Origin of the sequence: Sulfurospirillum diekertiae (assembly GCF_002309535.1) — a bacterium.
In the GTDB taxonomy this organism is placed as follows: domain Bacteria; phylum Campylobacterota; class Campylobacteria; order Campylobacterales; family Sulfurospirillaceae; genus Sulfurospirillum; species Sulfurospirillum diekertiae.
Genome location: NZ_CP023275.1, coordinates 474,727 through 500,120, shown reverse-complemented (window position 1 = coordinate 500,120; position 25,394 = coordinate 474,727). Strand labels below are relative to the sequence as shown.

The following is a 25,394-nucleotide window of genomic DNA, read 5'->3' as shown; positions in this document are numbered from 1 at the left end:
ATGGATAGCGACAAGCTCTTTTTAAAATATCCTTTCTATTTCATTATTCCAACATTTATTATTGCAACCATTTTAGCACTATTGCTTTTTTCAACAGTCAATTTGGAAAAAAGCATTGAAAAAAAGCTATTTGAAATTTCAATTTCTGATGTATTTTCGATTACCAATAACAGTGCTTCATCAATCCAATCTCTCTTAAAAGAGAGTACCGATTATACTTCTGATATCAAACTTAATAGTGCCCTTCAACATAAAATTGAAGAGCGCTTAAAAATCTTAATCACCCCCAATATAAAATATGCCTATCTTTTATACAGAGATAGCCGAGGCGTATTTAGATTTCTTGGAGATGCTTCTAAGCATGAAGATAAGGCATTTATCGACCAAAAATTTGATGCTGATAGTCCAGAATGGCTTGATATCTACGCTCAGAAAAAAGCTTTGATTATACGGCATTCAATGCTCCAACAACTCTCAATGAGCTACCTTGTTCCCATTATGTATCAAAACAATGTGGAACTTATTTTGGCCATTGATTTTTCCATACAAAAAATTGAAGAAATTAACCAAATCATTCATATGATACAAAATGGTATTTTTGCAGTTATGGCAGTTATATTTATTATCTTGCTCTTTGTAATTATTCAAGCAATACGATTTCGAGCCGTTAAAAAAACTGCTTTTATTGATAAACTCACCAATGTCTACAACCGAAATTATCTTCAAAAATATGAAGATTTCATTAATCTCAATGACTATATTTTAGCAACTTTGGATATTGACTATTTTAAAAAAGTCAATGATACCTACGGGCATGATGCCGGTGATAAAGTTTTAAAACAAGTTGCAGACACGATCTTACTCGCTATTCGCCATAAAGATGATATTGTCATACGTTATGGAGGTGAAGAATTTTTAATCTTAGCCAAAACACGCAGAGACGATCACTTAAGCGCACTGAATGTTATTGAAAGGATTTCTCATACCATCCAAGAAACGAGATTTCATATTTCTCCCAATGAATCGATCAATGTCACTGTCTCTATTGGGGTTAATTTAGTACCATACAAATCAAGAACCTTTTCTGAAGCCTTTAAGTTAGCCGACATAGCACTCTACAATGCTAAAAATAAAGGTAGAAATACGATCGATATTTACGATGAAAATGAATATACCCAAGATGTATGCTTATCACTCAATGAAATAAAAGCAGCCATTGAAGAAAATAGAATCCTTTGCTACTATCAAGCCATTGTTGATACACAAACACAAAAATTGTCGCACTATGAAGCTTTACTTCGTATTATTGATAAAAATGGCTCTATTATTTTACCTGAAAAAATTCTCCCAACGATCAGAGGAACTTTTGTTTTACGAAACATTACGAAAGAAGTATTACGTATTTGTTATGAACAGTTAATTGAAAAACCATCTATTGCTATTAATATCAATCTAAATCCACATGATATTATTGATGAAGCAATCCTTACTCTTTTAAAGAGTTATGCAAAGCAAAAAAATATCGCTCATAGAATGGGATTAGAAATCATAGAGAGCGAAGAGATAACCCATCGAGATGATGCAAAAAACAATCTCTTGATGCTCAAAAGATTAGGATATAGAATTTTGATTGATGATTTTGGTAGTGGCTACTCCAATTTTATCTATCTTACAGAAATTAAAACTGACTTTATTAAAATTGATGGCACTATCATTCAAAAGATTTTGGATGACAAAATTTCATTTTTACTGGTTAAAAATATTGTCTCTTTTGCCAAAGAAGCGCATATCAAAGTTATTGCAGAGTATGTTAGTAATGAGATGATTTATGACAAAATAAAATCTTTAGGAATTGAGTATTCACAAGGTCTCTTTTTTGCTGAACCAACTCCTACCATAGCCTCCTAGTATCTTTACATGTAAAGATTAAAACCAGCTACTTTGATCAATCTTTTTTTCCAATACATTTTCGATTTTATCATCTAACTTATGTAAAAAATCAAATCCACTACGGTGTTCCACTTCATCGATACTTACCAAATACTTTTCCAAATGATCATTTCCCTTTGCATTTTGTGGAATGATAAACGAAAGTGTTTTGATCTCTCCACTGTGTTCTATCCCTACATAAATTTTATAAAAGGCATCGGGAATTTCAATAAAATATGAACTTTTAAGTCGCGTGGTTTTAAGATCAAAAAGAGGCCCCGTATAAACCCAAAGTTCTTTAAATTTTGGAGCAAAGGATTCTAACTCTATCGCTTCAAGATGTTGCCAGAGTTTTTGATTAAGGGTAGGTTTTTGAGGTGTAATATTTGTCATCAAAAAGGTCTCTTCTTGCGCTTCTTTGCCGTATAAAAGAGCCATTGCATGATTTGGAGCCATATGACCTCTATCGTAACCACTATTGGTATAATCGCTTGATGTAATGAATCCCATATTACGCCAATCCGCATTAAAACTATCCGGTCGTTTGAGAGGTGATACATTTTGAGAAGGAGGTGTGAGCTTATAAACAACCCATAAAGGGTTTCCTTTTAGATCAGAATAACCTACCATATAAGCTCGATTACGAAAGATTCGCGTGTATGTGTGCAAAGAGTTTTCTATTGCTTTTGGTATGCCTTGAAATACCATTGTATCACGTGCAATAAAAAACTCATACGAGTATGATAGCCCTCCTAAAAGAAACGCTAAAAGAAAAGCTTTGGGATTTTTAATTAAAAAAGAAAGAAAAGAAGCAATAAAGTGTGATCTATTCACGATCACACTTTACATTTTATCTTTTGCATTAATACCTATAAGTTTGAGCCCAACACGCAGTGATAGTCCTACAACAGCAAAGAGTTTGAGAAATTTTTCTTCATCCTCACTACCTACAACGCGATTTTCATTGTAAAATTTATGTAAAGCGGCAGCAAGTGATTTAAGATATTCTGTCAGTTTTTGTACTTGACGAGAACTAAAGGTATCTTCAAGAACTTCTGGCAATAACAGTGCACTAAAGAGAAGGTTTTGAGCCTCTTCACTTAAATTTTCGAGCTTAACATTTTGTACGTCGGCAAGTGTCTTTTCTGCTTTAGCAAAAATTTGATTGATTCGCGCATGTGCATAGTTGATATAAAAAATTGGATTGTTACTGTCCTCTTGTTTAAAAACATCCACATCAAATTCAAGATGAGTATCGGACTTTTTGCTGAGGAATACAAAACGTAAAGCATCACTTCCCACTTCATTCACCACATCACTCATCAAAATAAAATTACCGGCACGTTTGCTCATTTTATACGGTTCACCACCTTTTAAAAGTGAAACCATTTGCGCCAAAATCACTTCAAGTTTTTGCTCATCATAGCCTAAAAAATGAATAGCCGCTTTGACACGCGTAATATACCCATGGTGATCAGCACCCCAGATATTGATATAGCTATCATACCCTCGTTGAAATTTATTGTCATGGTAGATAATATCACCCGCTAAATACGTTGGTCTGCCATCTTCTCTAACAACAACGCGATCTTTTTCATCTCCGAGTTCAGTAGAGCGAATCCAAACTTTACCACCTTCAGTATAAGTTTTATCACTTTTTTGAAGTTTGGCGAAGCTTTCATCCCACTTGTTATAAAGCGACTTTTCACTGACAAACTGCTCAAACTCAATACCAACATCGGCAAGATTAGACTTGATAAGTTCTAGCATCTTATCTTTACCCCAAACAGAGAGCAATGGAATATTGGCTTCATCTTCAAAAATAGCTTTTCCCAATTCTGCAGAAGCAACGTGGGCGAGGTCAATAATATATTCACCTCGATAAAACTCTTCTGGCCACTCTACTGGAAAACCTAGAATATGCTCACGTCCAGAGAGATAAAGAGAAAGACCTAAAAGATCAACCTGATTACCTGCATCATTGACATAGTATTCTGTGGTAATCTTATACCCTAAATGCTTTCCAATACGAGCCAATGCATCACCAATCACAGCACCTCTTGCATGACCAATATGTAAAGGTCCCGTAGGATTTGCACTCACATATTCTAATAAAATAGATTCATTTTGCTCATCAGATCCAAAAAGTGCCTCATTTTGAATGGTCCATGTCGCATATTGATCTAAAAAACTCTCACTGAGTTTAAAATTGATATAACCTTTAATCGGAGTAACTTCTTGAAAAATTTCTCCAATAGTAAACTTTTGACAAATCTCTTCAGCAATAGCAATAGGCGATTTTTTTAACTCTTTAGCAAGAGAAAAAGCGATAGGAGTTGCATAATGACCAAAAGAAAGATTGGTAGGTTTTTCTAAAACAAACTCTCTTTGCAATGTCTCTTTAATAGCACGAATAACCGATTTTTTCAATAGATAACCTTATACAGACTTTTTTTCATCTGCTGGTGCGGCTGTTGTTGTAGCTGTTGGAGTAGCACCAGCTTCTGGTTTTACTTCCACTTTATCAACGGTCGTTTTAGCTTCTTCATCTTCTTTAATGGCTTTTTTAAAATCCTTGATACCTTGACCTACGCCTTTAGCTAGCTCTGGTATTTTCTTAGCACCAAACAATAAAACAACGACTGCTAAAATCACTAACCAATGTGAAATACTAAATGAACCCATATTCTCTCCTTTGTCCTTATAAACTTTATATTTATTGTATCATTTTTTTATAAACAAAAAATGAAGCACACTTTTTAATCAATATTTGCCCATGAACTGATAAACTCACCTAAATCCATCAATTCCATTTTTTTTCGTGAAGCATAGGCAATTGCCAACATGTCATGTAACGCTATTTTAAAGTCATCATTAATTAAAACATAATCGTACTCTCTGATCCGCGTCATCTCTGAAACAGCATTGGCTAAACGTTTTTCAATAATTTCCTGACTGTCTGTTCCACGATGAATCAGTCGCTCTTTTAGACTTTTTTGATCGGGAGTCGTGATAAAAACAGACGTAATTAAATTACCAAATTTTTCCCGTGCAATTTTATGTCCTTGCACATCAATATCACAGATCACTAACTTACCTTCGTGTAACTCTTTTAAAATAGGTTTGAGTGACGTACCATAGTAATTATCATGTACTTTTGCCCACTCTAAAAAAAATCCTGCGTCTATATCTTTTTCAAAATCTTCTTTTGAGATAAAGTGATAGTTAATTCCATCAATTTCTCCTTCTCGAATAGCCCGTGTCGTACTTGAAATTGAGAAATAAGAATCTGATATTTCATTGATGACTTCTTTCATCAATGAGCTTTTCCCAGAACCACTTGGACCTGAAATGACCAGAAGGTTGCCTTTTACCATTACTCTTTCTCATCAAACGTAATAGAAATATTAATACGCATCCCTTTAAGCGCTTCGCGTAAGATATCACTTTGCGCTAAACCTGAGATACTTCTTGCAATACTACTTTCAATTTCGCCTCGAATCACTTCAATCTTTTCACCTTTTTCCTCAGGGACACTTATCGGTGTAGATTCTTCTTCATTAACCTCTTCACCAAAGGCTTTTTTGAGTAAATTTTCATTGAGATCATCAAGAGAGTCAATGTCACCATTTTGTGCTAAAGCATCAAAAGCAACATCAACCTGCGGAATTAATATATCTTCTTCCTGTGCAAGCTCTTTTTCTTCTTCTTCAATCTTTTCTTCAATACCTTCAGCAAAATCGTCAATAATTTCTTCTTGCTCTTCGGGTATTTCTATGCTCTGATCTTCTTCCTCTTCTTCCCCAACAGGAGCTGCTTCTTCAAAATCTAAAGAAGTGACATCGTCTAATTCAAGATTTAATGATTTTTCCATATCGTCTTTTTCTAAGGATTCATCTTCCTTTTCAACATCATCAAAAAAGAATTTTCCTGCTTCTTCGTTCTCTTTGTCCAAGTCAAATGCATCAAGAGATAATTCAGAAATTTCTTCTTCCTCAGCCTCTTCTTCGCTTTCATCCAATAGTTGTTTCACTTCATTGATATCATCTTTATCGAGAATAGATGGATTTGCAAATTCTTCTTCACGCTCATCTTCTGTTTCAGCCGGAGTTAGAGAAGTGGTATTTCCCTCATCAAAATCAAAATCTTCCAATGATGATACTTCTTCTTTTTCTAAAGAATCTAATTCATCAAATGAAAATTCATCATCAATTTTTAACTCTTTATCTTCATCATCTTTATCTACTATATCATCTAAGGAAAGTTCTTGCTCTAACCCTAAATCTTCTGCTTCAATCTCATCAAAAGTAAGTTCTTTCTCATCTTCTTCTTTTTCAAAATCATCAGGTTCTTCTAAAAGATTGATAGGCAAAGTATTGTCTTCATCTTCATCCTCATCTTCTAAAGTATCTATCTGGTCAATATCAAAAGCAGTGGACTTTTCACTCTCATCTAAGGATTGCAATACTTTAGTTGCTTCTTCTGTAGCTTCAGCCTTATGACTAATAATGACATTTTTGACTTTTTCTAAAAGCACTAAGAAATCTGTTGGTAAAAATGGTTTTTCTAAAGCAACATGGGCAATATCGGGTTTTTTCGCGCCTCGCTGACAAATATAAATAATATAGTCGCAGCCTGTGTTTTCACATGCTCCTACAATCGAAGCTTCATCATAAAGTTCATTATCGACTAAAATGACATCATAAGTTGTTAGTGGCACCAAGCCATAGTCTTCAAACTCATCTAACTCATACCCTGCTTTTTCGGCACTAAGTTTGATCAATCTTGAAACAGCTGGATTATTATTGAGTAGTAACAGGCGCATGCTCACTCCTGAATGAGAATTAATTAACTCTCATTGTAGTATAAAAAAATTTATGATTGCTTTAACGGACAAAAAGAATGGTTAAATGATTGAGCGCTTCTAAAAACTCCTTTTTAAATATCAACATCATAGAGGTAAGTGTTGCAACCAACACAACAAATGAAACAGCAATTTTAATAGGAAAACCGATAACAAGAAGATTGAATTGTGGCATTGTCTTCATCAACATTCCAAAGACAGCATCCAAGAGCATAGAAAAAGCCACAACAGGGAAAGAGAGTGTGAACCCATAGATAAACATTCCTGTCACAGCCTTAGCAAGATATGCGAGCATATTCGTTTGAGGATAGAAACTTCCAAGTGGCAATAAGTTGAGCGAATCAGCAATAAATAAAAGCATTTGGTGGTGACCATTAAATGCTAAAATGACCATCAGCCCTATAAAAGAGAGTAATTGCGATAAGAGAGGAATCGATGTGCTTGTTTGAGGGTCAACAACACTTGCCATCGTAAATCCCATAATAAAAGAAATTTGCATGCCAACCATTTGCAAAATTGAAAGCGTTATGGTTAAAAAAAGTCCTGCAACAAAACCTATCAGCAATTCTCCCACAATGGCCAGTGAAAGATTGACCAACGTTGGCGTTACATGTAAAGGTGTTAAGAGTGGGTACAAAAAAATAACCATAAAAAAAGTCATCGAAGTTTTAATGCTAAGAGGGATATTGGCATGGGAGAAAAAAGGGAAAAAAGCAAAAAGACCACTCAAACGTGCAAAGAGAAGAAAACAAAGAATCACTTGATTTTCACCAAAAAGTTTGACAAGCGATTCCATAGTTTATGCGTCCTCTTTTAATCCATCCAGATGGAGATGTTTCATATACGTACACTGTTTTGCCAGCTGCTGATTATGCGTCACTAAAAGCAATGCAGCATTTTCTTTTTCAATGTACTCAAACAAAACATTCATAACTTCTTGAGCTGTTTTATCGTCCAAGTTTCCTGTTGGCTCATCTGCAAAAATAATTCTCGGTTTTTTGGCTAATACACGAGCAATTGAAACACGCTGTTGCTGTCCACCCGAGAGATCTCCAACACGGTAATGCATAAAATCAGCAATTCCTAAACGCTCTAAAATACCATTATCAATTTTTTTGTCACTAATAAATGAAGCTAATTCAATATTTTCATTCGCAAAAAAACCTTTGAATAAATAGTGTGATTGAAATATGATACCCACGTCATAACGTCTTAGTTTTAATCTTGCGTCATCATTATCGTTGTAAATGTTATGATCACATAAAATCACTTCACCGTGATTGGGATGAAGCAGTGTTGAACAGATATGAAGTAAGGTTGACTTGCCACTACCACTTACCCCTAAAATCGCCATCGACTCTTTGGGTTCTAGTGTAAAATTAACATTTTCAAATAAAAGATAATCAAAAGCATGAGAGATATTTTGTACCTGTAGTAAAGACATCAATGTCCTTCAAGAAAGAGGGTGAAGAGTTTCCTCTTCACCACAAATAATTTAATACTTATTTAAGTTGCTCTGCAACTTCGCTAGCAAAGTCACATGCTTTTTTCTCTAAGCCTTCTCCAAGTTCGAAACGAACATAGCCAACAAGCTCAATTTTACCACCGAGTTCTTTCGCTTTTTCTTCAACAACGTGTGCAATGGTTTTTTTATCATCCATTACATAGAATTGGCTTAAAAGTGTATATTGTTGATCAAGCTGAGTATTGTCAGCAATAAAACGCTCAAGTTGACCAGGAATAATTTTATCCCAGATTTTTTCAGGTTTACCCTGTGCTTTAAGCTCTGCTTCCATCTCTTTTTTAGCATTTTCCAAAACAGCATCATTTAACTGTACACGAGAGACAAACAATGGCATACGTTTAAGAGGCTTTTTAAGACGACTTAACTCTTCATTCTCTTTTTCAATGTCTGCTTTAATACCAATCGTCTCTTTTTCTACAAACTCAGGATCAAGTTCTGTATAGCTTAAGAAAGATGGTTTCATTGCTGCTGCATGCATACAGAGGTTACGGATGAATTCACCCACTGCTGCTGCTGTTTTTTCACTGTCACAATTTGCAGCGATAAGAACACCTACACGACCATTTGAGTGAACGTAGCCATTTACAACGCCATTTGCACCCGCTTTAAGCGTTGCAAAACGCCTAACAACAAGATTTTCACCAATGGTTGCAACTTTCGTTGCAAAATACTCTTCAAACACAGTACCATTAATGGTTGTTTTCATCAACTCTTCAGTTGTTTCAACATTAGTTGCTTGGATATGTGCGGTAGTGTCTTTCGTTAAATTAATAAAGCCTTCGTTTTTGGCAACAAAGTCAGTTTCAGCATTAATTTCACTGACGGTTGCAATTTTAAGACTTGGATCAACAAAAACATTGACCAAACCTTCGCTTGCAAGTCTGTCAGCTTTTTTAGCTGCTTTACCAAGACCTTTTTCTCTTAAAAGGTCTTTTGCTGCTTCAAAGTCACCGTCAGTATCGACAAGTGCTTTTTTGCAGTCCATCATACCAGCCCCAGTGGACTCACGTAACTCTTTAACTAAAGCAGCAGTAATCTCAGCCATTATTCGCCTGCCTCTACTGCAAATTCTTCTTCGCTGACCACTTCTTCGATCAACTCTTTTTTCTCGTCTTCGCTAATGTCAGCCACTTCTTCAGTTGCTGGAGCGTCTTTTGAACGGATTTCATAGCCTTCAGTCATCGCTTCACACATCTCTTTACAGAAAAGTTGAATTGAACGGATCGCATCATCATTTCCTGGGATTGGAAGATCTACAACGTCTGGATCACAGTTAGTATCTAGTGGAGCTACAACAGTAATTCCAAGTCTTCTTGCTTCTTGAACGGCGATTTTCTCTTTTACGGTGTCAATAACAAAGATCATATCTGGTAAGTTTTTCATGTTTCTGATACCACCAAGGTAATCAAGAAGTTTCTCTTTTTTTCTTCTAAGCATTAACGCTTCTTTTTTCGTTAGAAGGTCAATTTGTCCATCTTCTTCCATTTTCTCGATGATGTCAAGTTTACGGATTGATTGTCTGATGGTTTGATAGTTAGTAAGCATTCCGCCTAACCATCTGTGGTTAACGTATGGCATTCCACATTTTTCTGCGTACTCTTTAATCGCTTGGCTTGCTTGTTTTTTTGTACCAACAAAAAGCATTGTTTTGCCCTCTGCTGCTGCATCTTTAACAACATTGTATGTATATCTAAAATAACGTAGTGTTTTTTGTAAATCTACGATATAGATGTTTTTTCTCTCGCCGAAGATGAATTTTTTCATCTTTGGATTCCAACGACGTGTTTGGTGTCCGAAGTGTACACCACACTCTAATAAGTCTTTCATGGTTACCATGAAGTGCTCCTTTGTTTTGTTTTTTGGTTTAGCCTCCACACCCATCAACAGTATAAACTGCAACCGTAAAGGATTGGTGTGTGTGAGATTTGGACGGTGATTATAGTCAAAAAAAGATTAATTTTTGCTTGCTTTAATCATTTTATAAGAAAATTTACTTACTTTAATTTACTTTAAATCAAAAAAATCCTATAATTGCGCAATTTTAAAAGAAAGAGGTACTATTTTGCGTTTTATTTTAGCCTGTTTATTGAGCGTATCCTTACTAAGTGCCTCAAATATAAAGTACCTTGGTAGCGATTTGCAGAGCAATGGAGATTTAGAAGCTGAATTTAATACACAAAATAGTGAAAATCTTTTTGATCCACTGAGCGGTTACAATGAAATCATGACATCCATTAACGATCATTTTTATGAATACCTTTTGCGACCAACTGCACAAGGCTATGCGTATATTGTTCCTGAAATGGCTCGGCATGGTGTCTCAAACTTTTTTGAGAACCTTTTCTTTCCTATCCGTTTTGTTAACAATCTTTTACAGCTTAAATTGCACAATAGTTGGGAAGAAACTGAACGTTTTGTACTTAATTCAACGATGGGTATTTTAGGCTTTCGTGACGTTGCAGGTGAAGAGCTCGGCATTAAAGCACACGATGAAGATTTAGGACAAACACTTGGGTATTATGGCGTGGGTAGTGGCTTTCATGTTGTCCTTCCGCTATTGGGACCATCCAATGTCCGCGATATTGTTGGTCTTGTGGGTGACGCATGGCTCAATCCTATCAATTACATTAATGACAATGATCCTGATTTATTTAATAGCTCAGGAGAATCTTTAGCTGTTACAGCATTCTATATCGTCAATAAAACTTCTTTACATGTAAAAGAGTATGACAGTTTTAAAAAAGATGCTATTGAACTCTATCCTTTTTTACGTAATGCCTACGAATCACGAAGAAATAAACTCATAAGTGAATAAAGCAATGAAACGAATTTTTACGCTATTACTATTATCCCTTTTATGCACTTCACCAGCTATGGCACTTGAAGAGCAAAATATTTCTTCTTTTATGCAAACCAATATTGATCTAGCAACCACAATTCTACGTGACAAAAAAATTCAAAAAACTGAGAGATCAGAAAAACTTTTTGCTATTTTTGATTTAATTTTTGACTATAATTTAATGGCACAACTTGCCATCGGTGGTAAGCAATGGTCATCACTTGCGCCAGAAAAACAAGTGGAATTTACTAAACTCTTTGAGATGAAGCTTAAAAATTCATATATGGAAAAACTTGATCTCTACACTGATGAAAAAATTGTTATTAAGAATCTAGAAAAAATTAAAGACACCCGTATCCATTTAACAACGCATTTGATGAAAAACAGTGAAGTATATGAGATTATTTATAAATTCTATAAAGACAAAAATGGTAGTTGGATGATTTATGATGTTGATATTTTGGGAGTCAGTATCATTCAAACGTATCGTACACAGTTTGCAGATATTTTAGCGAAAGAGCCTTTTGAGAATTTACTTGAAAGGCTCAAAAAACCTGATGAGCTGACACCAAAGAAACAGTAATTTTTGGCAACACCACTGTTTCTTTGATATTATGCGTTAATTTTCTCTTTAATGATTTTTGCTTTTTGAGCAATCATCGCAATTTTTTCTGAGCCACTTAGACCCTCATTAAGCAGAACCTCCACGAAAGCACTTCCGACAATAACTCCATCAACACCACGAGCCCGTTCTTTTGCTGTCTTTTCATTCACACCAAAGCCTACAAACAGAGGTGTACTACTCTGTTCTTTAATCATTTGAATGGTTTTGGTAAGATCTTCACTTGAGTGAGCTCCAGTGATGCCCGCATAAGCTACAAGATAAATAAACCCTTTTGCATCTTTGACCACTTTAGCAATCCGTTCTTTACTATCCGTTGGTGCTACAAAACTAATGAGTGAAAGCTTATATTGCTCCATTAAAGAGACATAAGGCAACGCTTCTTCATGAGGGAGATCAGGAATAATAAATCCTTTCACACCAAACTCAGCCGCTTTTTGAGCAAACACTTCAACACCTTTATGATAAAAAGGGTTAAAGTATCCCATCCAATACGTCTCAATTTTTGGAGCAACCACAGAAGAAATCTCAAAAAGTGTCTCCATTTTAAAACCATTTTGCAAGGCATGTAAATTTGCAACTTCGATGATAGGACCATCCGCTACAGGATCAGAAAAAGGAATTCCTAACTCTAATTTATCTACACCTGCTTCTTTTAGGGCAGAAACTAAATCTAATGAAAAATTTTGATCGGGAAATCCCGCAGTAATATAGGCAACTAATTGCTTCACTCTCTCTCCAACGTATGAGGTACTTTTATAATTAAGGGATTTAAAACCGTAAAAAATGCAGCATCATTTTCCACATCTTTGCGATATCGTTCAAACTGGTCACTTACAAGAAGTAACCAATCAATAAATTCTTCACTTGCAGGGCCTTGCAATGTACGTGCTTCTTCAGCAATATCTTCACACAAGACTGCCAATTTAATAATGGGATCGAGTTTTAAAAAGCCCGCAGCTGATTTCATATTGTGGAAAATACGAAAAAGATCCCCAATATTGTCAACATAACGCTCTTTTTTGCTGAGCCCAATAATCAGAGGCTCCATATTTTCACACATAATGGCATAGTGAGAGATAAAATCTCCTACAATTTCGATGTCAAAATCAACTTCCAATTGTGCCAAAAGACCCATGTTTTTACCCTCCGAAGTAGCTCATTGTATCATGTTTTTTATAAATTTTTCTTGTCCTAAAATAGGGTATAATCTCCCCATGAAAACAATTACATCCATTAAACAACATAAAGGGCAAACTCCCCTTACTGTGATTACGGCATATGATGCACTCTTTGCATCACTGTTTGACCAAAAGGTCGACATGATTCTTGTGGGCGATAGCCTCAATATGAGTTTCAATGCTAAACCAGATACGCTCTCTGCTAGCATGGAAGTAATGTTATACCACACTAAAGCAGTATGTGCTGGAGCCAAAGAAACTTTTATTATTTGTGATATGCCTTTTGGTACTTACACTGATGAAAAAATGGCACTGCATAACGCTTCACTCGTCTATAGTCAAACCAATGCGCATGCCGTTAAAATTGAAGGCGGAATCAGTCGTGCACCTATTATCAAAGCACTGACACAAAACTCTATTGCCGTCATGGCACACATTGGCTTAATGCCTCAGTATGTAAGAAGTGAAGGCGGCTATAAAGTCCGTGGGCGCAGTGAAGCAGATATTCTTTCCTTGATTGAAGATGCTAAGGCTATCGAAGAGGCAGGTGCTTTTAGCGTGGTCATCGAAGGGGTTGTCGAAGAAGCCGCACGTCGTATTTCTGAAGCGATTTCTATTCCAACGATTGGGATAGGAGCGGGTAAATATACCGATGGTCAAGTCTTAGTCTGGAGCGATATGTTAGGTTTCTTTCAAGCGTTTCAACCCAAATTTGTTAAACGCTATTTAGAAGGTGCTACCTTGGTGCAAAACGCTGTTGATGCTTATGTTAAAGAGGTGCAAGAACGAAGCTTCCCTGAAATACCTTACACTTACACAAAGTGAGCGAGATGGAACGCATTGTGGAAATCGAAAAAATCTCTTTTGAAAATGAGTACGAAAAAAGTTTACGTCCCTCTTCATTTGAAGATTACATCGGGCAAGAGAAGATCAAAAAGAATTTACAAGTTTTCATTCAAGCCGCACAAAAACGCTCCGAGTGCTTAGACCACATTCTCTTTTTTGGCCCTCCAGGTCTTGGAAAAACGACACTAGCACATATCATCTCCAACGAGATGCGTGCTAATATGAAAATAACCGCCGCGCCGATGATCGAAAAAAGTGGTGATTTAGCCGCGATTTTGACTAATCTTCAAGAAGGGGACATCCTCTTTATTGACGAAATTCACAGGCTTTCTCCTGCCATTGAAGAGATACTCTATCCCGCAATGGAAGATTTTCGCCTTGACATTATCATAGGCTCTGGCCCTGCGGCACAAACGATCAAAATTGATTTGCCTCATTTTACACTCATAGGGGCAACCACAAGGGCTGGTATGATTAGCTCACCTTTGCGCGATCGTTTTGGAATGCACTTTCGTTTACAATTTTACACGAAAGAGGAGCTTTCACTCATCATTACCAAAGCATCGCATAAACTTGAAAAAATCTGTCAACACGATGCAGCACATGAGATGGCAAGACGCTCACGAGGTACGCCTAGGATTGCCTTACGCCTTTTAAAACGTATCCGTGATTATGCCGACGTGGTAGATGAAGAGACAATTAGCATCGAACGAGCGCAATATGGACTCAATGAACTAGGGGTCAATGATCTTGGTTTTGATGAACTGGATATTAAATACCTTGAACTCTTGCTACAAAGTAAAGGTCGTCCTTTAGGGCTCAGCACGATGGCAGCTGCTTTGAGTGAAGATGAGGGAACCATTGAAGATGTGATTGAACCTTATTTGCTTGCTAACAGTTATATTGAACGAACAGCGCGTGGAAGAATTGCCACGGCTAAAACGTATGAACTTTTTCGTCTTACTCCCCCAACGTTACAAAGTGCACTTTTTGAGGATAATGTATGAATGAACATCGCTTTTTTTTAACAGCCATTTTCTTAGCCGTTTTATTTTCTATTATCAAGCTGTATGAACCTTTTTTGATGATTATTACCATTGCTTCACTTCTCGCTATGGCAACGTATACGATTAACCTGCAGTTATATAAATTGACAAAAAGTAAACATCTATCGGCTCTTTTGTCAACGGTTTTTTTATCCATTTTACTGTTTGGACCTATTGTTTATACTATCACTTCGATTGGTGGAATAGTCAACAATTTTGATTTTTCGATGATCGAAAGAGTACAAACATATCTGCGAACACTTGATTATCACCTTCCTGCGCCACTGGCATTTATGCAATCAACCTTGGATGATTTTATCAGCAATCTTAATATCGCTCAAATCTCTACGACTGCCCTTTCCTATCTTGGATCAATCGGTAAAAATAGTGCTGGCTTTTTAAAAGACATGCTCCTCATCGTTGTCTTTTTCTTCTTTGCACTGCTCAATGGCAAAGACCTCATTGATTATTTTAAAAGCGTGATGCCTATTGAGGAAAAAGAGGTTAATTTTGTCTTTTCTGAGGTTACCAATGTCATGAGTGTTGTTTTCTATTCTATTTTATTTAGTGCAATCTTTCAAGGGGCACTCTTTTCGTTCATTGGTATGTACTTTGGTTATGATGGATTATTGTTAGGAATTTTTTATGGGTTTGCATCTCTTATCCCCATTGTGGGTGGAGCACTCATGTGGATTCCACTCTGTGCCATCGAAGTGGCGCATGGCAATACGACAACCGCGATTATCATTGCAACCTATTCGATTGTAGTGATTTCTATCATCGCCGATACATTTATTAAACCACTTATCATCAAATACATCAATGACAAGATGGTCAAAACACCCACAGCAGTTAATGAACTCTTGATTTTCTTTGCTATTTTTGCAGGACTTACAACCTTTGGTTTTTGGGGAATGATATTAGGCCCTGCGATTACGACACTCTTTTTATCACTTTTAAAACTCTACAAACTGCTCAAAGAGAAGCATTACATGTAAAAAAATTAGGGCTAAAAATTAAACGTTTAGCCCTAACCTCTTTTTTTTCGGAATGTAAAATGATTCTATTGAACTATTCCGTTTTTTTCTCGATGTATTTAGCACCATCATTGACTTTGTCCTTGCTCCATTCAGCACCGTTCGCGGTATCTTTTTTGACACCATGCCATGTTTCACAACCACTTGCCATGATAACTATGAACAGAAGCATTAGAAATGTTAAACTCTTTTTCATTGTGTATCCTTTCGATTTTACTGATGCTCTCAAGAATTTTTTGTATCTTCAGCCCTTTTGTTTAAAAGAGCTGAAATGGTGTAGCATTACAGATCACTCCACTATACATCAATATTTCTTTTTTAGAATTTTCTACTTTTGGAGATGCAATGATCGGAGTTATGAAATAAAGAGTCAGAATTAAGTATTTAACTTTTTTGAAGGAGATATCAAGATTATCTTTACATGTAAAAGATAAAAATAACAAGAACATGCGAAAGAGATAGACTAGACTATCTCTTTCACCAACGTTTCTATCTGCCCTATAATCTTATGATGACGTGCTTTTCGCTCTTCCAAAAAGGCTACTTTTTCCTCTTTAATCGCCGTAAATTGACTGATTAAACGGTCATAATCTTTATTGAGAAATGTGTTTCGTGTGTTCATCATATTTTCAAGTTCATAGAGATGAAATGAGGTTCTAAGGCGCTCTTTAATCTCATCGAGTTTGGGGGTATAGAGTGAAAATTTTGTGGGGTTTTCCTCGTAGAGTTTAGCGGATTTTTCGATTTTGTTCTCCAAAAATGCCACACACACTTCCGTGGCATTTTGGTAGTTGAAACTGACCGCGCTACTAAGATGGTTAAACTCGGAACTGATCTTCGCGTAGGAACTAGCGATTTCATCGTTAAACGGTTTTAAGATGCTCTCATACGCCTTGGAAGCAAAACGGCGCATATTGGCAAATTCGATGTCGGAGTGAAGCTCTTCGCTTTTACGAATCACCTCATACGGTGCTTGCCATTTCAAAATGCCCTGCTCTAGTGAACGGTACACCAAACGGTTTTTATCGTTAACTTCATTTTGAATGGCACCTAGATTTTTTACGTACTGTTTAAACATTTTTCCAATCAAATTCTCTTCGTAAAAAAGACTTTTATAGATGAGATCAGAGTTAATTTTCGGCGCTTGGTACTCAAAAGGCAGATACGATTGGTGTTTACTGAAAAGCCCTGTTTTTTGCGCTTCATAACGTATTTGTGTTACCGTGGTGATTTGATTGTAAATGGCATCAGCAATGGTCTCAATGATCTGCTCAATGCGCATAAACGCACTTTTCAGATCATGTGAGAATTTACCTTTTAGTTCAGTAAATAAACCTTTTGCCTCAGCTTCAAAACGGATAATCTCACCTAAAAGTTCATCGTAAATAGAGAGAAAGAGTTGGTGTTGCGCAATCAATTTGGCTGTAATATCTTTAATCTCTTTGGTAATAGCAAATTCTTTGGATTGGGTCGCTTTGGGTTGAATTTCGTTGCGAATAAAATCCAAGACTTTGTCAATATTGGACTCTTCCAAAAGTTTAAGATTCGCCCCCAAATCACTTTGTAAGATCGAATCCAGTGTCGTTTGATACGCTTTAAAATCATGCTCAACTTGTGCAAAGTCAAGCTTCTCGCCACCGTTTTCAAGCTTTACATGTAAATCATGCATAAACGTTTCAAGCGTCTCTTCCATCATCACTTTTTTGTCGTGACTACGTGACTCTAATGCTTGACGTGCCGAGATAGGAATGACATCACTAAAAAACTCTTTAAAGGCCGTCTTCACGTAATTCGTTGTCTCTTCGATCTGTTGTGGCGTAAATTTGTCTTTTTGGTTTAGAACACAAAGAGATTTGTTTTGGTACTTGCCAAGGTACTCTTCCAAAACTTGAAGTTCACTCATTTTTCCCGCATTATCGATGAGTGTCAACCAGATAATGCCATCGACTTCTTTGAGCACTTTCTCAGTCGTTTGCGTATCACTCGCCGCTTGAGAGTTAAGACCTGGAGTATCTACAAATACAACATCTTTGAGGATGTTGAGTGGCGCATAAAGTACAAGATAAGCGATGTCTTCAACATGCTCACGTTGGTCTGTAAAATGCGCAATCGTGTTGATGTCATGGTATTCATCACGCCCGTCTTTATAGCGCACACGGATTTTAAACTCTTCACCATAACGAATATAATTGACTTTGGACGTCACGGGCGTGATGCCTGTGGGAAGAATATTTTTGGCTAAAAGTGCATTGAGAAACGTTGATTTTCCACTGGAAAACTGCCCTGTTATAGCAACTTTCATCGGCTCTTCGGAGCGCATTTGAAGACGATCTAACGCTTTTTTGAGTTGGATAGAAGGGAGTTGCTGCTCTTCAAGAAGTACATATTGCACTTTTTTGAGAGCTCCCAAAAGCGTAGCATCAAAGGTTGGAACAACTTTTAGAAAATGTTCTTTATAAGAAGTGACAAAACTCTCGAGCAGACTCATTTTGACTCCTTTTGTACGTTTAAGTCATTTAAGACGATGCCCATTACACGCTCTTTTTCTTTAATCTCTAAAATGCGTGCTTCACGGTTGAGCGATTGATCTTTCATCTGGCGCATCGCATGTTCGATCAATACACCTTCTGTGCTAAAACGCTCTTCAATGACACGTGCAGGTGCTTCACAGAGATTGACAAATGAACCTAAAAGTTCTTGATTAACGTTGTGGAGTTTCTCCTCAAGCATCTCTTTGATGTGGGAGAATTCCGTTCCAAAAATCGTCTCAAAGCTCATAGAAAGTGCACTAGGATCATTCTTGCCATACTTTGCGATCGCATCATTGGTTGCCGCTATCACAATGGTACTGTTTTTGAAAATCAGGAGTGAACCTAAATGCTCTTCACAAAAGGCTTTGGCATCAAACATTGGGGCTGTGCCCTCTGTCTTAAATTCACCGTATTTTGCATCCATGTACTCTAAGGAACTTTGCATCTTTTTTTGAAACTCATAGCGATAATCGCGCACCAAATCGACCATACCATCTTTGATCGCCGTTTCTATGATCGAGCCAATGCGCTCCTCTTTGGGCGCTTTTTTGTTTTTGCTAAACTCATAACTTACATCGTCTGTAATACGGCGCTTAACAATATCTTGAAGTTTATTGAGTTGGTTGCTTGCAAATTTGGAAAGGGTGCCAAAGTAGTGTTCCATCTCCTCTTTGCTCTGCGCCACGCTGGTTTTGATCTGCTCCAAAAAGTCTGCCATGACCGCTTTTTCTTCTTGGTGTTTCGCGTAGGCGTGTTCAATCTCTTCATTCGAGATACTTAAGTAGTGGAGCTCTTGCTCGAAGGTATTCATCGACTCAGTAATGACAGACTCAATCTCTTTTCGATTGGCGGAGATAATAAGATTGGCTTTTTGGCTATTACTTCCAAAAAGAACATCTTCCAAATAGGCTTCCACCAGAGGTAAGCCAGTACGTTCCATATCATATCCAAGTGCGAGGGCATCTTTTTCTTGCCCTAATTTATGCATTAAGGCAAGTTTCCCAGCAATGGGGATAAAGACGATTTTAGCGATCACTTCATCGAGTTTTGCGCCTTTGTTTTGCTCGTTAAGCCTTGCTTCGATGCTGCGTTTGGTATAGGCAATTACTTCTTGAAGCTCTTTCTCGGCAATCGCATCAATACGTGTAATCACAATCAGCAACTGTGCCACATTACGATACAAAAGTGCGTCAATGATAAAATCGATATCTTTTTGGGTCGCTGCTTGCGCTGCATTCATAAGATGAATCATCAAATCACATTCACTGAGGTATTCCAACGTAATCTCTTCACGTTGCACGACAGGATCATCAAGACCCGGAGTATCAACGATTTGAACACCATCTTGGACAAACTTCAAATCAGTATAAAGTTCAACACTTTTAACAAGATTGCATTTTTTATCAGAGTGTTTTGCCGAAGTGTAAAGGGCCAAATCTTCGACAGAGATAGACTCACTCTGCCCTTTTGGCGTTACGAGTGCATTAAAGGTGTCACCAAAATGCGCTTTGCTCTCTTTAACAAATGCTTCTAAACTTTTAAGACTTTTGGCACCCTCTTCGATCTTGCTCCACTCTTTGGTATTCCAAAAATTGACAATGGCGTAAGGGTTTTTGGCGTATTTAATGAGGGTTAGGTTCGCCGTTTCAGGGACAACAGATGTTCCTAGCACCTCTTGACCTAAAAGTGCATTGAGCATCGTCGATTTACCCGCATTCATAACACCTGTAATTCCAATGGAAAAACGCTGATTTTCAAGACGTTCGGGTATGGCACTCAAACGATCATGCAAACGAGGTGTTTCAACCGCTTGTTTCAGATTTTCAATGGCAGTAAGCAGAAGATTGAGTTTGGTTTTATAGTAGTTTTCTTGGCTTGTTGCACGCTTTACATGTAAAGAGGTTACTTCGATTTTTTTCTCTTCGATAAGAGAGATGATACTGCCTAAAGAACGCACAGCATCATAAGAGATAATCCCCTCTTTTTTTAAAAGCTCTAAGCGCTTTGTGATAGCATGGTTGACTTGCAAATTACCCAAAGTAACCAGATAACCCAGCAGTTGAGATTGCGCATATTGGATGTTTTCTTTGCTAAATGTTGCATGTTGAAAAAGTGTATTTAAAACTGTTTTGGGTTCTTCTAAGATTGCCATATTGGTAAAATTCTGAGGACTCATGATCAATAAGATAGCGACACTGTCGCAAAAATTATCGAAAGAAGTTAATCTGTATTGATCGAACTCTGTAGTATGTTTTTCATCGAAAACAACTTCTTGGTTTAACCTCTCACCCCAGATGAGTAAGAAAAAATCATTGATGATATGCATGAGATACTATCTTTAAAGTTTTTTTGATTATATCAGTATTTCTTATAAGAGAAACAAAATTGTGAGACTAAATGTCAAGATTAAGGCAAGGGATAAGACAAAGTATCTTATCCCTTAAAAGAAGGCAATTTTTTATTTGAGAGCGACGAGTTTTCGTCTCATATAAGCAATTTTTGATTGAAGTGGTAAGTGTTTTGGACAGTTGTCTTCGCACGCAACGAGACTCATACATCCAAAGATTCCATCATCATCGCCAACAAGCTCATAGAAGTCTTCATCGGTTCTTTCATCGTGTGGATCCATTGCAAAACGTGCAACACGGTTCAAACCAACGGCACCAATAAAGTTTGGTCTCATCAATTTTGTACCACATGCCGCAACACAGATACCGCACTCAATACAACGATCAAGCTCAAACGTCTCATCTGCGAGTTTTGGATCCATCGGTGCTTCAAGTTTAGAAATATCTGGTTTATGGTTCGTATGAATCCAACTCTCAACACGTTTACTCATACCGTTCATCCAGTTACCTGTATCAACTGAAAGGTCTTTAATGAGTTTAAATGCTGGCATTGGCATCAATTGAATCACGCCGCCTGGGAAATTTTTTGTCAATGTTCTACATGCAAGGGCAGGTTTACCATTAACCATCATACCGCAACTTCCACAGATACCTGCACGGCATACAAAGTCAAAAGAAAGGTCAGCATCCATTGTTTCGCGAATTTTCGTAAGCGCAATAAACAGTGTCATACCATCAGTTTCTTCAAGTTTGTACTCTGCAAAATGTGCTTTTGAAAGTTTTGATTGTGGGTTATATTTCATAGCCCTTATGGTAATAGTTCTACTCATTTTGCATCTCCAAATCTCTCATTTTTAGCTTTATAGTATGGTTGAAGCTCAAATGGCATAAGCGCATCTTGAATCATATATCTGTCTTTGCCTGCGGCTTCCATCTCTTCACGGAGTTTATCCACTTCTTCTTGGCGTTTAAGGCTTAACTCATTTTCAATAATCATGCCCTTTGCACCGTATCCGCGGAACGCTGGTGGAATTTCCATTTTCATAATATCGAGGTCTTCGTAACTTACCGTTGGAAGGGTAGCGCCCTCTTTCCATGAAGTAAGGGTACGTTTCAACCAGTTCGCATCATCACGTTTCAAGAAGTCTTCACGGTAATGCGCACCACGACTCTCTGTTCTATCACGTGCACCTGCAGCAACACAAAGAGCAAGTTTAAGCATCATTGGAACACGGTATGCCTCTTCAAGCTCTGGGTTAGCAGAAGTTGTTTTAGATTTAATCGTAACATCATGAGATTTTTTGAGAAGTTCTTCAAGCTCGTTAACTGCTTCAGCAAGACCTTTGCCATCACGGAAAATCGCAACTTTTTCCCACATAATATCTCTCATTCTGTTTTTGATTTCAAAGATATTAAATTTACCTTTGTTGGTTAACAAGTGGTTGATGAAATCAGATTGTTTTTTCAATGCTTTTTCAATCGTTGCTGTATTAACATTGACTTCATTTGATAAACAATAATCCGCAAAATAATCACCAACAATCATACCTGCAACAACGGTTTCACTGACTGAGTTACCACCAAGGCGGTTAAATCCGTGCATATCCCAACAAGCAGCTTCACCCGCAGAAAAAAGACCTGAAAGTGTTGGAGACTCACCGGTTGGTTTGGTTCTAATACCACCCATTGAGTAATGTTGCATTGGAAGAACGGGTGCCCAGCCTTTTGGACCTTCATCCGCAGGATCGATACCGTTAAAGATTTGACAAATTTCTTGTACATCTCTTAGGTTTCTCTCAATGTGCGCACGACCAAGGATAGAAATATCTAACCACAAGTGCTCGCCATATGGAGATTTAACACCTTTACCTTTACGGATGTGTTCCATCATACGACGACTTACAACGTCACGGCTAGCCAATTCTTTTTTCTCTGGCTCGTAGTCAGGCATAAATCTATGACCATCAACGTCTCGGAGTAAACCACCATCACCTCTACAGCCTTCTGTTAAAAGAATACCTGAAGGAACGATTGGGGTTGGGTGGAATTGTACTGCTTCCATGTTACCCAGTGTTGCAACACCCGTTTCTAGAGCAATAGCAGCACCAATACCATCACAAATAACCGCATTAGTTGTTTGTTTGTAAAGTCTTCCGTAACCCCCCGTTGCGATCAAAGTACCTTTAGCAACATAAGCCCAAAGCTCACCCGTTACAAGGTCTCTTACAATCGCACCGTAACAACGGTTATTTTCATGAATTAAAGCAATCGCTTCTTTTCTATCTTCAATATTGACATTATGTTTAAGAGCTTCATTCGCAACACCAAAAAGCATGGTATGACCTGTAGCATCTGCTGTATAACAGGTTCTCCATTTTTTAGTACCACCAAAGTCACGAGAGTGGATATAACCATGTACTTCATCGTCTTCCACGATCGTTGTTCTCTCAGCATTGATGATAGCTTCTCTACCACCTTTAGCAATTCTAGTCCAAGGTACGCCCCAGCCCGCTAATTCACGAATCGCTTTAGGAGCAACGGTAACGAACATACGTGCAACTTCTTGGTCACAACCCCAGTCACTACCTTTTACAGTATCGGCAAAGTGAACATCTTCGTTGTCACCACGACTCATTTTTGAGTTACCAAGACTTGCTTGCATACCACCTTGTGCCGCAGCAGAGTGAGATCTCTTAACTGGACAAAGACTTAAAACTGTTGTACTAAGACCTTTAGATTGCGTTGCAATCGCCGCTCTAAGACCTGCTAAACCACCACCGATAACCAGTGCATCACAATATTTTACGTTCATTTTTACGCCCTAACCTTCACATCATATCTTACTTCTAGTTGTGCCGTTGGTTTGTATTTCTCACCTACGTTATTTCTGTGTTCATAACCGATTTTTACGTATGCTGCAAGTGTTAAAAGACCAAGTGCTAAGAAAAATGTTGTAATAGCCCATTTAGCTTTTTTGAGATTTTTACGAGAAGATTTTGCATCTGCTCCTTCAAACCAACCCCATTTAACACAGAGGCGATAAAGACCAATACCACCGTGGAACTCAACAGCAAGAAGAAGAAGAAGATAAAATGGCCACATAAATTCGCTGTACATTCTATCTGATGAACCAAATGGTCCAATTTTATCTGCTTGGGTTGCCATGGTAAAGAGGTGCGCAGAACCTAAGAAGAACATTGCAAAACCGGTGAATGCTTGTGTAAACCACATCGTTGTATCATCGTGTTTCATCATACCCATATGTGTTTTATATGCTTGATATTGTCTAAAATTGATAGGCAATTTTCTCATACCAAGCATCGCATGTACAATAAAGACTGCAAATACAAACAAGACAATCCCAGAAACGATTATAGGCTGTGGTTCGCTTAGGAACATACTGCCTTCAAACATTTTGGTTATGGTGTACATAAAGTCTTTGCTGATCAAAATCGTTGATACAAAGAACATATGTCCCCACATAAACAAACCTAAGAATAGACCAGTCGCACTTTGAATATAATCAAGTTTGGCTGGAACTCTACTCTTTTTCCCCTCAACGCTCGTACCTAAAAACCCTTCAAGTAGGTCACTCACATCTCATCCTTTTTGTGAAGTTTGATAAACGCTCATAAATGTGCAGAACAACACACTTATGAATGTCAATCTCTTACAAAATACCCTATTTAGGGAAATTGCAACAAGTTTGAACAATCAATGATTATGTCATTTTGTACATACTAGTTGAAATTATAATACACGAAAGGGGATTTAAAAGGGATTTTTTTATCCCCTTTTTCCTCGTTTGATTATTACACCATATAATAATAAAGAAGCAATTATCATCAAAATTGAAAGGGCTTGTCCCTTACTCATCCAGTCGCCATAGACAAAACCAATTTGGAAATCTGGCTCTCTCCAAAACTCTGCAATAAATCGTCCAAGAGAGTACAAAAATCCATAAAGGGCGATGAGCTCACCATCGTATTTTTTGAAATTTCGATACACGTAAAGCATCACAAAAACCATAAAACCCTCAAGGAACGCTTCATAGAGTTGAGAAGGGTGACGAAGAACACCATCGACATAAATGCCCCATGGAACATCCGTAGGACGACCAAAGAGTTCTTGGTTGAGAAAATTGCCAATACGTCCAAAAATATACCCCACGGGAACACTCAAGGCTACTACATCCAAAAGCCTCCATACATTGATTTTATGTTTGAGATAAAAGAACCAAGTGCCAATAAAAAATCCAACGATAGCTCCATGATAACTCATGCCTCTAATTCCAACAAATGTACCATCGATGAAAGGATTGAACATTTGCCATGGATGCGCAAGATAATAATCCACATGCGGATCGTAAAAGAGAATATAACCAATACGCGCACCTAAAATAATGCCAATCTCAATCCAAATAAAATAGCTCTCTAACGTTTGGTTGCTGAAGCCTAAATTATCTTTTTTGACAAACCATTTAGCGGCATAAAGGGCACCCAAAAGAGCACATATATACATAATGCCATACCAATGCACAGCAATGGGTCCTAGCTTGAAAGCGACAGGGTCAAACTGGCTGTAAATGTTGTTCCAAAAATGCATTTAAATCCTTACATGTAAAAA

The 25,394-nt window shown here is 37.4% G+C and carries 24 protein-coding genes; 6 read left to right on the top strand and 18 right to left on the bottom strand.

All coding sequences use genetic code 11. The features are described 5' to 3' along the window. A complete protein-coding gene (locus SJPD1_RS02610) occupies positions 1 to 1,908 on the top strand; it encodes an EAL domain-containing protein (protein ID WP_096045844.1) in 1,908 nt (635 codons plus the stop codon). Between the two features lie 18 nt (positions 1,909 to 1,926). On the opposite strand, the gene SJPD1_RS02605 is transcribed toward SJPD1_RS02610, so the two are convergent. From SJPD1_RS02605 to rpsB, 9 genes are all read right to left on the bottom strand, one after another. Beyond that, positions 1,927 to 2,763, bottom strand: coding sequence for a DNA/RNA non-specific endonuclease (locus SJPD1_RS02605; protein ID WP_096045843.1), 837 nt, complete (start codon positions 2,761 to 2,763; stop codon positions 1,927 to 1,929). Positions 2,764 to 2,772: 9 nt separating this feature from the next. Then, positions 2,773 to 4,359 carry an arginine--tRNA ligase gene (gene argS, locus SJPD1_RS02600; protein WP_096045842.1) on the bottom strand — a complete coding sequence of 529 codons (1,587 nt, stop codon included), beginning with the start codon at positions 4,357 to 4,359 and terminating at the stop codon, positions 2,773 to 2,775. Positions 4,360 to 4,368: 9 nt separating this feature from the next. Then, positions 4,369 to 4,614: a twin-arginine translocase TatA/TatE family subunit gene (gene tatA / locus SJPD1_RS02595; RefSeq protein ID WP_088437219.1), complete on the bottom strand. Its 246-nt coding sequence runs from the start codon at positions 4,612 to 4,614 to the stop codon at positions 4,369 to 4,371. 74 nt (positions 4,615 to 4,688) lie between these two features. Continuing rightward, positions 4,689 to 5,306, bottom strand: a complete 618-nt coding sequence (gene gmk, locus SJPD1_RS02590) for a guanylate kinase (RefSeq protein ID WP_096045841.1) — start codon at positions 5,304 to 5,306, stop codon at positions 4,689 to 4,691. Further along, positions 5,306 to 6,754, bottom strand: coding sequence for a hypothetical protein (locus SJPD1_RS02585; protein ID WP_096045840.1), 1,449 nt, complete (start codon positions 6,752 to 6,754; stop codon positions 5,306 to 5,308). Before SJPD1_RS02585 ends, gmk begins: the two co-directional genes overlap by 1 nt. A gap of 61 nt (positions 6,755 to 6,815) precedes the next feature. Continuing rightward, positions 6,816 to 7,589 carry a flagellar biosynthetic protein FliR gene (gene fliR, locus SJPD1_RS02580; RefSeq protein ID WP_096045839.1) on the bottom strand — a complete coding sequence of 258 codons (774 nt, stop codon included), beginning with the start codon at positions 7,587 to 7,589 and terminating at the stop codon, positions 6,816 to 6,818. Between the two features lie 3 nt (positions 7,590 to 7,592). After that, positions 7,593 to 8,237, bottom strand: coding sequence for an ABC transporter ATP-binding protein (locus tag SJPD1_RS02575; protein ID WP_096045838.1), 645 nt, complete (start codon positions 8,235 to 8,237; stop codon positions 7,593 to 7,595). 58 nt (positions 8,238 to 8,295) lie between these two features. After that, positions 8,296 to 9,363, bottom strand: a complete 1,068-nt coding sequence (gene tsf, locus SJPD1_RS02570) for a translation elongation factor Ts (protein ID WP_096045837.1) — start codon at positions 9,361 to 9,363, stop codon at positions 8,296 to 8,298. Continuing rightward, the gene (gene rpsB / locus SJPD1_RS02565; protein WP_096045836.1) at positions 9,363 to 10,154 is read right to left on the bottom strand and encodes a 30S ribosomal protein S2; all 792 of its coding nucleotides are present in this window, start codon (positions 10,152 to 10,154) and stop codon (positions 9,363 to 9,365) included. The genes tsf and rpsB overlap by 1 nt, the downstream gene beginning before the upstream one ends. A 226-nt stretch (positions 10,155 to 10,380) precedes the next feature. On the opposite strand from rpsB, the gene SJPD1_RS02560 reads away from it, so the two are divergent. Both SJPD1_RS02560 and SJPD1_RS02555 read left to right on the top strand, forming a co-directional pair. Then, positions 10,381 to 11,133, top strand: coding sequence for an MlaA family lipoprotein (locus SJPD1_RS02560; RefSeq protein ID WP_096045835.1), 753 nt, complete (start codon positions 10,381 to 10,383; stop codon positions 11,131 to 11,133). Between the two features lie 4 nt (positions 11,134 to 11,137). Beyond that, positions 11,138 to 11,740: a Tgt2/MlaC family protein gene (locus tag SJPD1_RS02555; RefSeq protein ID WP_096047772.1), complete on the top strand. Its 603-nt coding sequence runs from the start codon at positions 11,138 to 11,140 to the stop codon at positions 11,738 to 11,740. A gap of 29 nt (positions 11,741 to 11,769) precedes the next feature. Here the strand turns inward: SJPD1_RS02555 and trpA are convergent, their stop codons facing one another. Together trpA and SJPD1_RS02545 are read right to left on the bottom strand one after the other, a co-directional pair. Then, on the bottom strand, positions 11,770 to 12,510 hold the full coding sequence (gene trpA, locus SJPD1_RS02550; protein WP_096045834.1) for a tryptophan synthase subunit alpha: 741 nt from the start codon (positions 12,508 to 12,510) through the stop codon (positions 11,770 to 11,772). Next, positions 12,507 to 12,917: an Hpt domain-containing protein gene (locus tag SJPD1_RS02545; RefSeq protein ID WP_096045833.1), complete on the bottom strand. Its 411-nt coding sequence runs from the start codon at positions 12,915 to 12,917 to the stop codon at positions 12,507 to 12,509. The genes trpA and SJPD1_RS02545 overlap by 4 nt, the downstream gene beginning before the upstream one ends. A gap of 79 nt (positions 12,918 to 12,996) precedes the next feature. Here SJPD1_RS02545 and panB point away from each other — a divergent pair, with 79 nt between their 5' ends. The 3 genes from panB to SJPD1_RS02530 are packed head-to-tail and all read left to right on the top strand — an operon-like array spanning position 12,997 to position 15,850. Continuing rightward, on the top strand, positions 12,997 to 13,785 hold the full coding sequence (panB, locus tag SJPD1_RS02540) for a 3-methyl-2-oxobutanoate hydroxymethyltransferase (RefSeq protein WP_096045832.1): 789 nt from the start codon (positions 12,997 to 12,999) through the stop codon (positions 13,783 to 13,785). 5 nt (positions 13,786 to 13,790) lie between these two features. Continuing rightward, the gene (ruvB, locus tag SJPD1_RS02535; protein WP_096045831.1) at positions 13,791 to 14,813 is read left to right on the top strand and encodes a Holliday junction branch migration DNA helicase RuvB; all 1,023 of its coding nucleotides are present in this window, start codon (positions 13,791 to 13,793) and stop codon (positions 14,811 to 14,813) included. Next, positions 14,810 to 15,850 carry an AI-2E family transporter gene (locus tag SJPD1_RS02530; RefSeq protein WP_096045830.1) on the top strand — a complete coding sequence of 347 codons (1,041 nt, stop codon included), beginning with the start codon at positions 14,810 to 14,812 and terminating at the stop codon, positions 15,848 to 15,850. Before ruvB ends, SJPD1_RS02530 begins: the two co-directional genes overlap by 4 nt. Positions 15,851 to 15,923: 73 nt before the next feature. Here the strand turns inward: SJPD1_RS02530 and SJPD1_RS14470 are convergent, their stop codons facing one another. The 7 genes from SJPD1_RS14470 to lgt form a co-directional block, all read right to left on the bottom strand. Then, positions 15,924 to 16,085 (bottom strand): hypothetical protein, encoded by a 162-nt coding sequence (locus tag SJPD1_RS14470; RefSeq protein WP_167750950.1) that lies wholly within the window; start codon positions 16,083 to 16,085, stop codon positions 15,924 to 15,926. 267 nt (positions 16,086 to 16,352) lie between these two features. Beyond that, the gene (locus SJPD1_RS02525; RefSeq protein ID WP_096045829.1) at positions 16,353 to 18,377 is read right to left on the bottom strand and encodes a dynamin family protein; all 2,025 of its coding nucleotides are present in this window, start codon (positions 18,375 to 18,377) and stop codon (positions 16,353 to 16,355) included. After that, positions 18,374 to 20,746 (bottom strand): dynamin family protein, encoded by a 2,373-nt coding sequence (locus SJPD1_RS02520; protein WP_096045828.1) that lies wholly within the window; start codon positions 20,744 to 20,746, stop codon positions 18,374 to 18,376. Before SJPD1_RS02520 ends, SJPD1_RS02525 begins: the two co-directional genes overlap by 4 nt. Positions 20,747 to 20,878: 132 nt before the next feature. After that, the gene (locus SJPD1_RS02515) at positions 20,879 to 21,598 is read right to left on the bottom strand and encodes a fumarate reductase iron-sulfur subunit (RefSeq protein WP_096045827.1); all 720 of its coding nucleotides are present in this window, start codon (positions 21,596 to 21,598) and stop codon (positions 20,879 to 20,881) included. Then, positions 21,595 to 23,580: a fumarate reductase flavoprotein subunit gene (locus SJPD1_RS02510; protein ID WP_096045826.1), complete on the bottom strand. Its 1,986-nt coding sequence runs from the start codon at positions 23,578 to 23,580 to the stop codon at positions 21,595 to 21,597. Before SJPD1_RS02510 ends, SJPD1_RS02515 begins: the two co-directional genes overlap by 4 nt. A gap of 2 nt (positions 23,581 to 23,582) precedes the next feature. Beyond that, on the bottom strand, positions 23,583 to 24,365 hold the full coding sequence (locus tag SJPD1_RS02505; protein WP_096045825.1) for a fumarate reductase cytochrome b subunit: 783 nt from the start codon (positions 24,363 to 24,365) through the stop codon (positions 23,583 to 23,585). 189 nt (positions 24,366 to 24,554) lie between these two features. Further along, complete coding sequence (lgt, locus tag SJPD1_RS02500) at positions 24,555 to 25,373, bottom strand: prolipoprotein diacylglyceryl transferase (RefSeq protein WP_096045824.1); 819 nt, start codon at positions 25,371 to 25,373, stop codon at positions 24,555 to 24,557. Positions 25,374 to 25,394 lie beyond the last annotated feature (21 nt).

Excerpts from the sequence above, each read along its gene's own strand:
- SJPD1_RS02610 (WP_096045844.1), top strand. The coding sequence starts at position 1 with ATGGATAGCGACAAGCTCTTTTTAAAATATCCTTTCTATTTCATTATT.
- tatA (WP_088437219.1), bottom strand. The coding sequence starts at position 4,614 with ATGGGTTCATTTAGTATTTCACATTGGTTAGTGATTTTAGCAGTCGTT.
- gmk (WP_096045841.1), bottom strand. The coding sequence starts at position 5,306 with ATGGTAAAAGGCAACCTTCTGGTCATTTCAGGTCCAAGTGGTTCTGGG.
- SJPD1_RS02585 (WP_096045840.1), bottom strand. The coding sequence starts at position 6,754 with ATGCGCCTGTTACTACTCAATAATAATCCAGCTGTTTCAAGATTGATC.
- fliR (WP_096045839.1), bottom strand. The coding sequence starts at position 7,589 with ATGGAATCGCTTGTCAAACTTTTTGGTGAAAATCAAGTGATTCTTTGT.
- SJPD1_RS02575 (WP_096045838.1), bottom strand. The coding sequence starts at position 8,237 with ATGTCTTTACTACAGGTACAAAATATCTCTCATGCTTTTGATTATCTT.
- tsf (WP_096045837.1), bottom strand. The coding sequence starts at position 9,363 with ATGGCTGAGATTACTGCTGCTTTAGTTAAAGAGTTACGTGAGTCCACT.
- rpsB (WP_096045836.1), bottom strand. The coding sequence starts at position 10,154 with ATGGTAACCATGAAAGACTTATTAGAGTGTGGTGTACACTTCGGACAC.
- SJPD1_RS02555 (WP_096047772.1), top strand. The coding sequence starts at position 11,138 with ATGAAACGAATTTTTACGCTATTACTATTATCCCTTTTATGCACTTCA.
- SJPD1_RS02545 (WP_096045833.1), bottom strand. The coding sequence starts at position 12,917 with ATGGGTCTTTTGGCACAATTGGAAGTTGATTTTGACATCGAAATTGTA.
- panB (WP_096045832.1), top strand. The coding sequence starts at position 12,997 with ATGAAAACAATTACATCCATTAAACAACATAAAGGGCAAACTCCCCTT.
- ruvB (WP_096045831.1), top strand. The coding sequence starts at position 13,791 with ATGGAACGCATTGTGGAAATCGAAAAAATCTCTTTTGAAAATGAGTAC.
- SJPD1_RS02530 (WP_096045830.1), top strand. The coding sequence starts at position 14,810 with ATGAATGAACATCGCTTTTTTTTAACAGCCATTTTCTTAGCCGTTTTA.
- SJPD1_RS14470 (WP_167750950.1), bottom strand. The coding sequence starts at position 16,085 with ATGAAAAAGAGTTTAACATTTCTAATGCTTCTGTTCATAGTTATCATG.
- SJPD1_RS02525 (WP_096045829.1), bottom strand. The coding sequence starts at position 18,377 with ATGAGTCTGCTCGAGAGTTTTGTCACTTCTTATAAAGAACATTTTCTA.
- SJPD1_RS02520 (WP_096045828.1), bottom strand. The coding sequence starts at position 20,746 with ATGCATATCATCAATGATTTTTTCTTACTCATCTGGGGTGAGAGGTTA.
- SJPD1_RS02515 (WP_096045827.1), bottom strand. The coding sequence starts at position 21,598 with ATGAGTAGAACTATTACCATAAGGGCTATGAAATATAACCCACAATCA.
- SJPD1_RS02510 (WP_096045826.1), bottom strand. The coding sequence starts at position 23,580 with ATGAACGTAAAATATTGTGATGCACTGGTTATCGGTGGTGGTTTAGCA.
- lgt (WP_096045824.1), bottom strand. The coding sequence starts at position 25,373 with ATGCATTTTTGGAACAACATTTACAGCCAGTTTGACCCTGTCGCTTTC.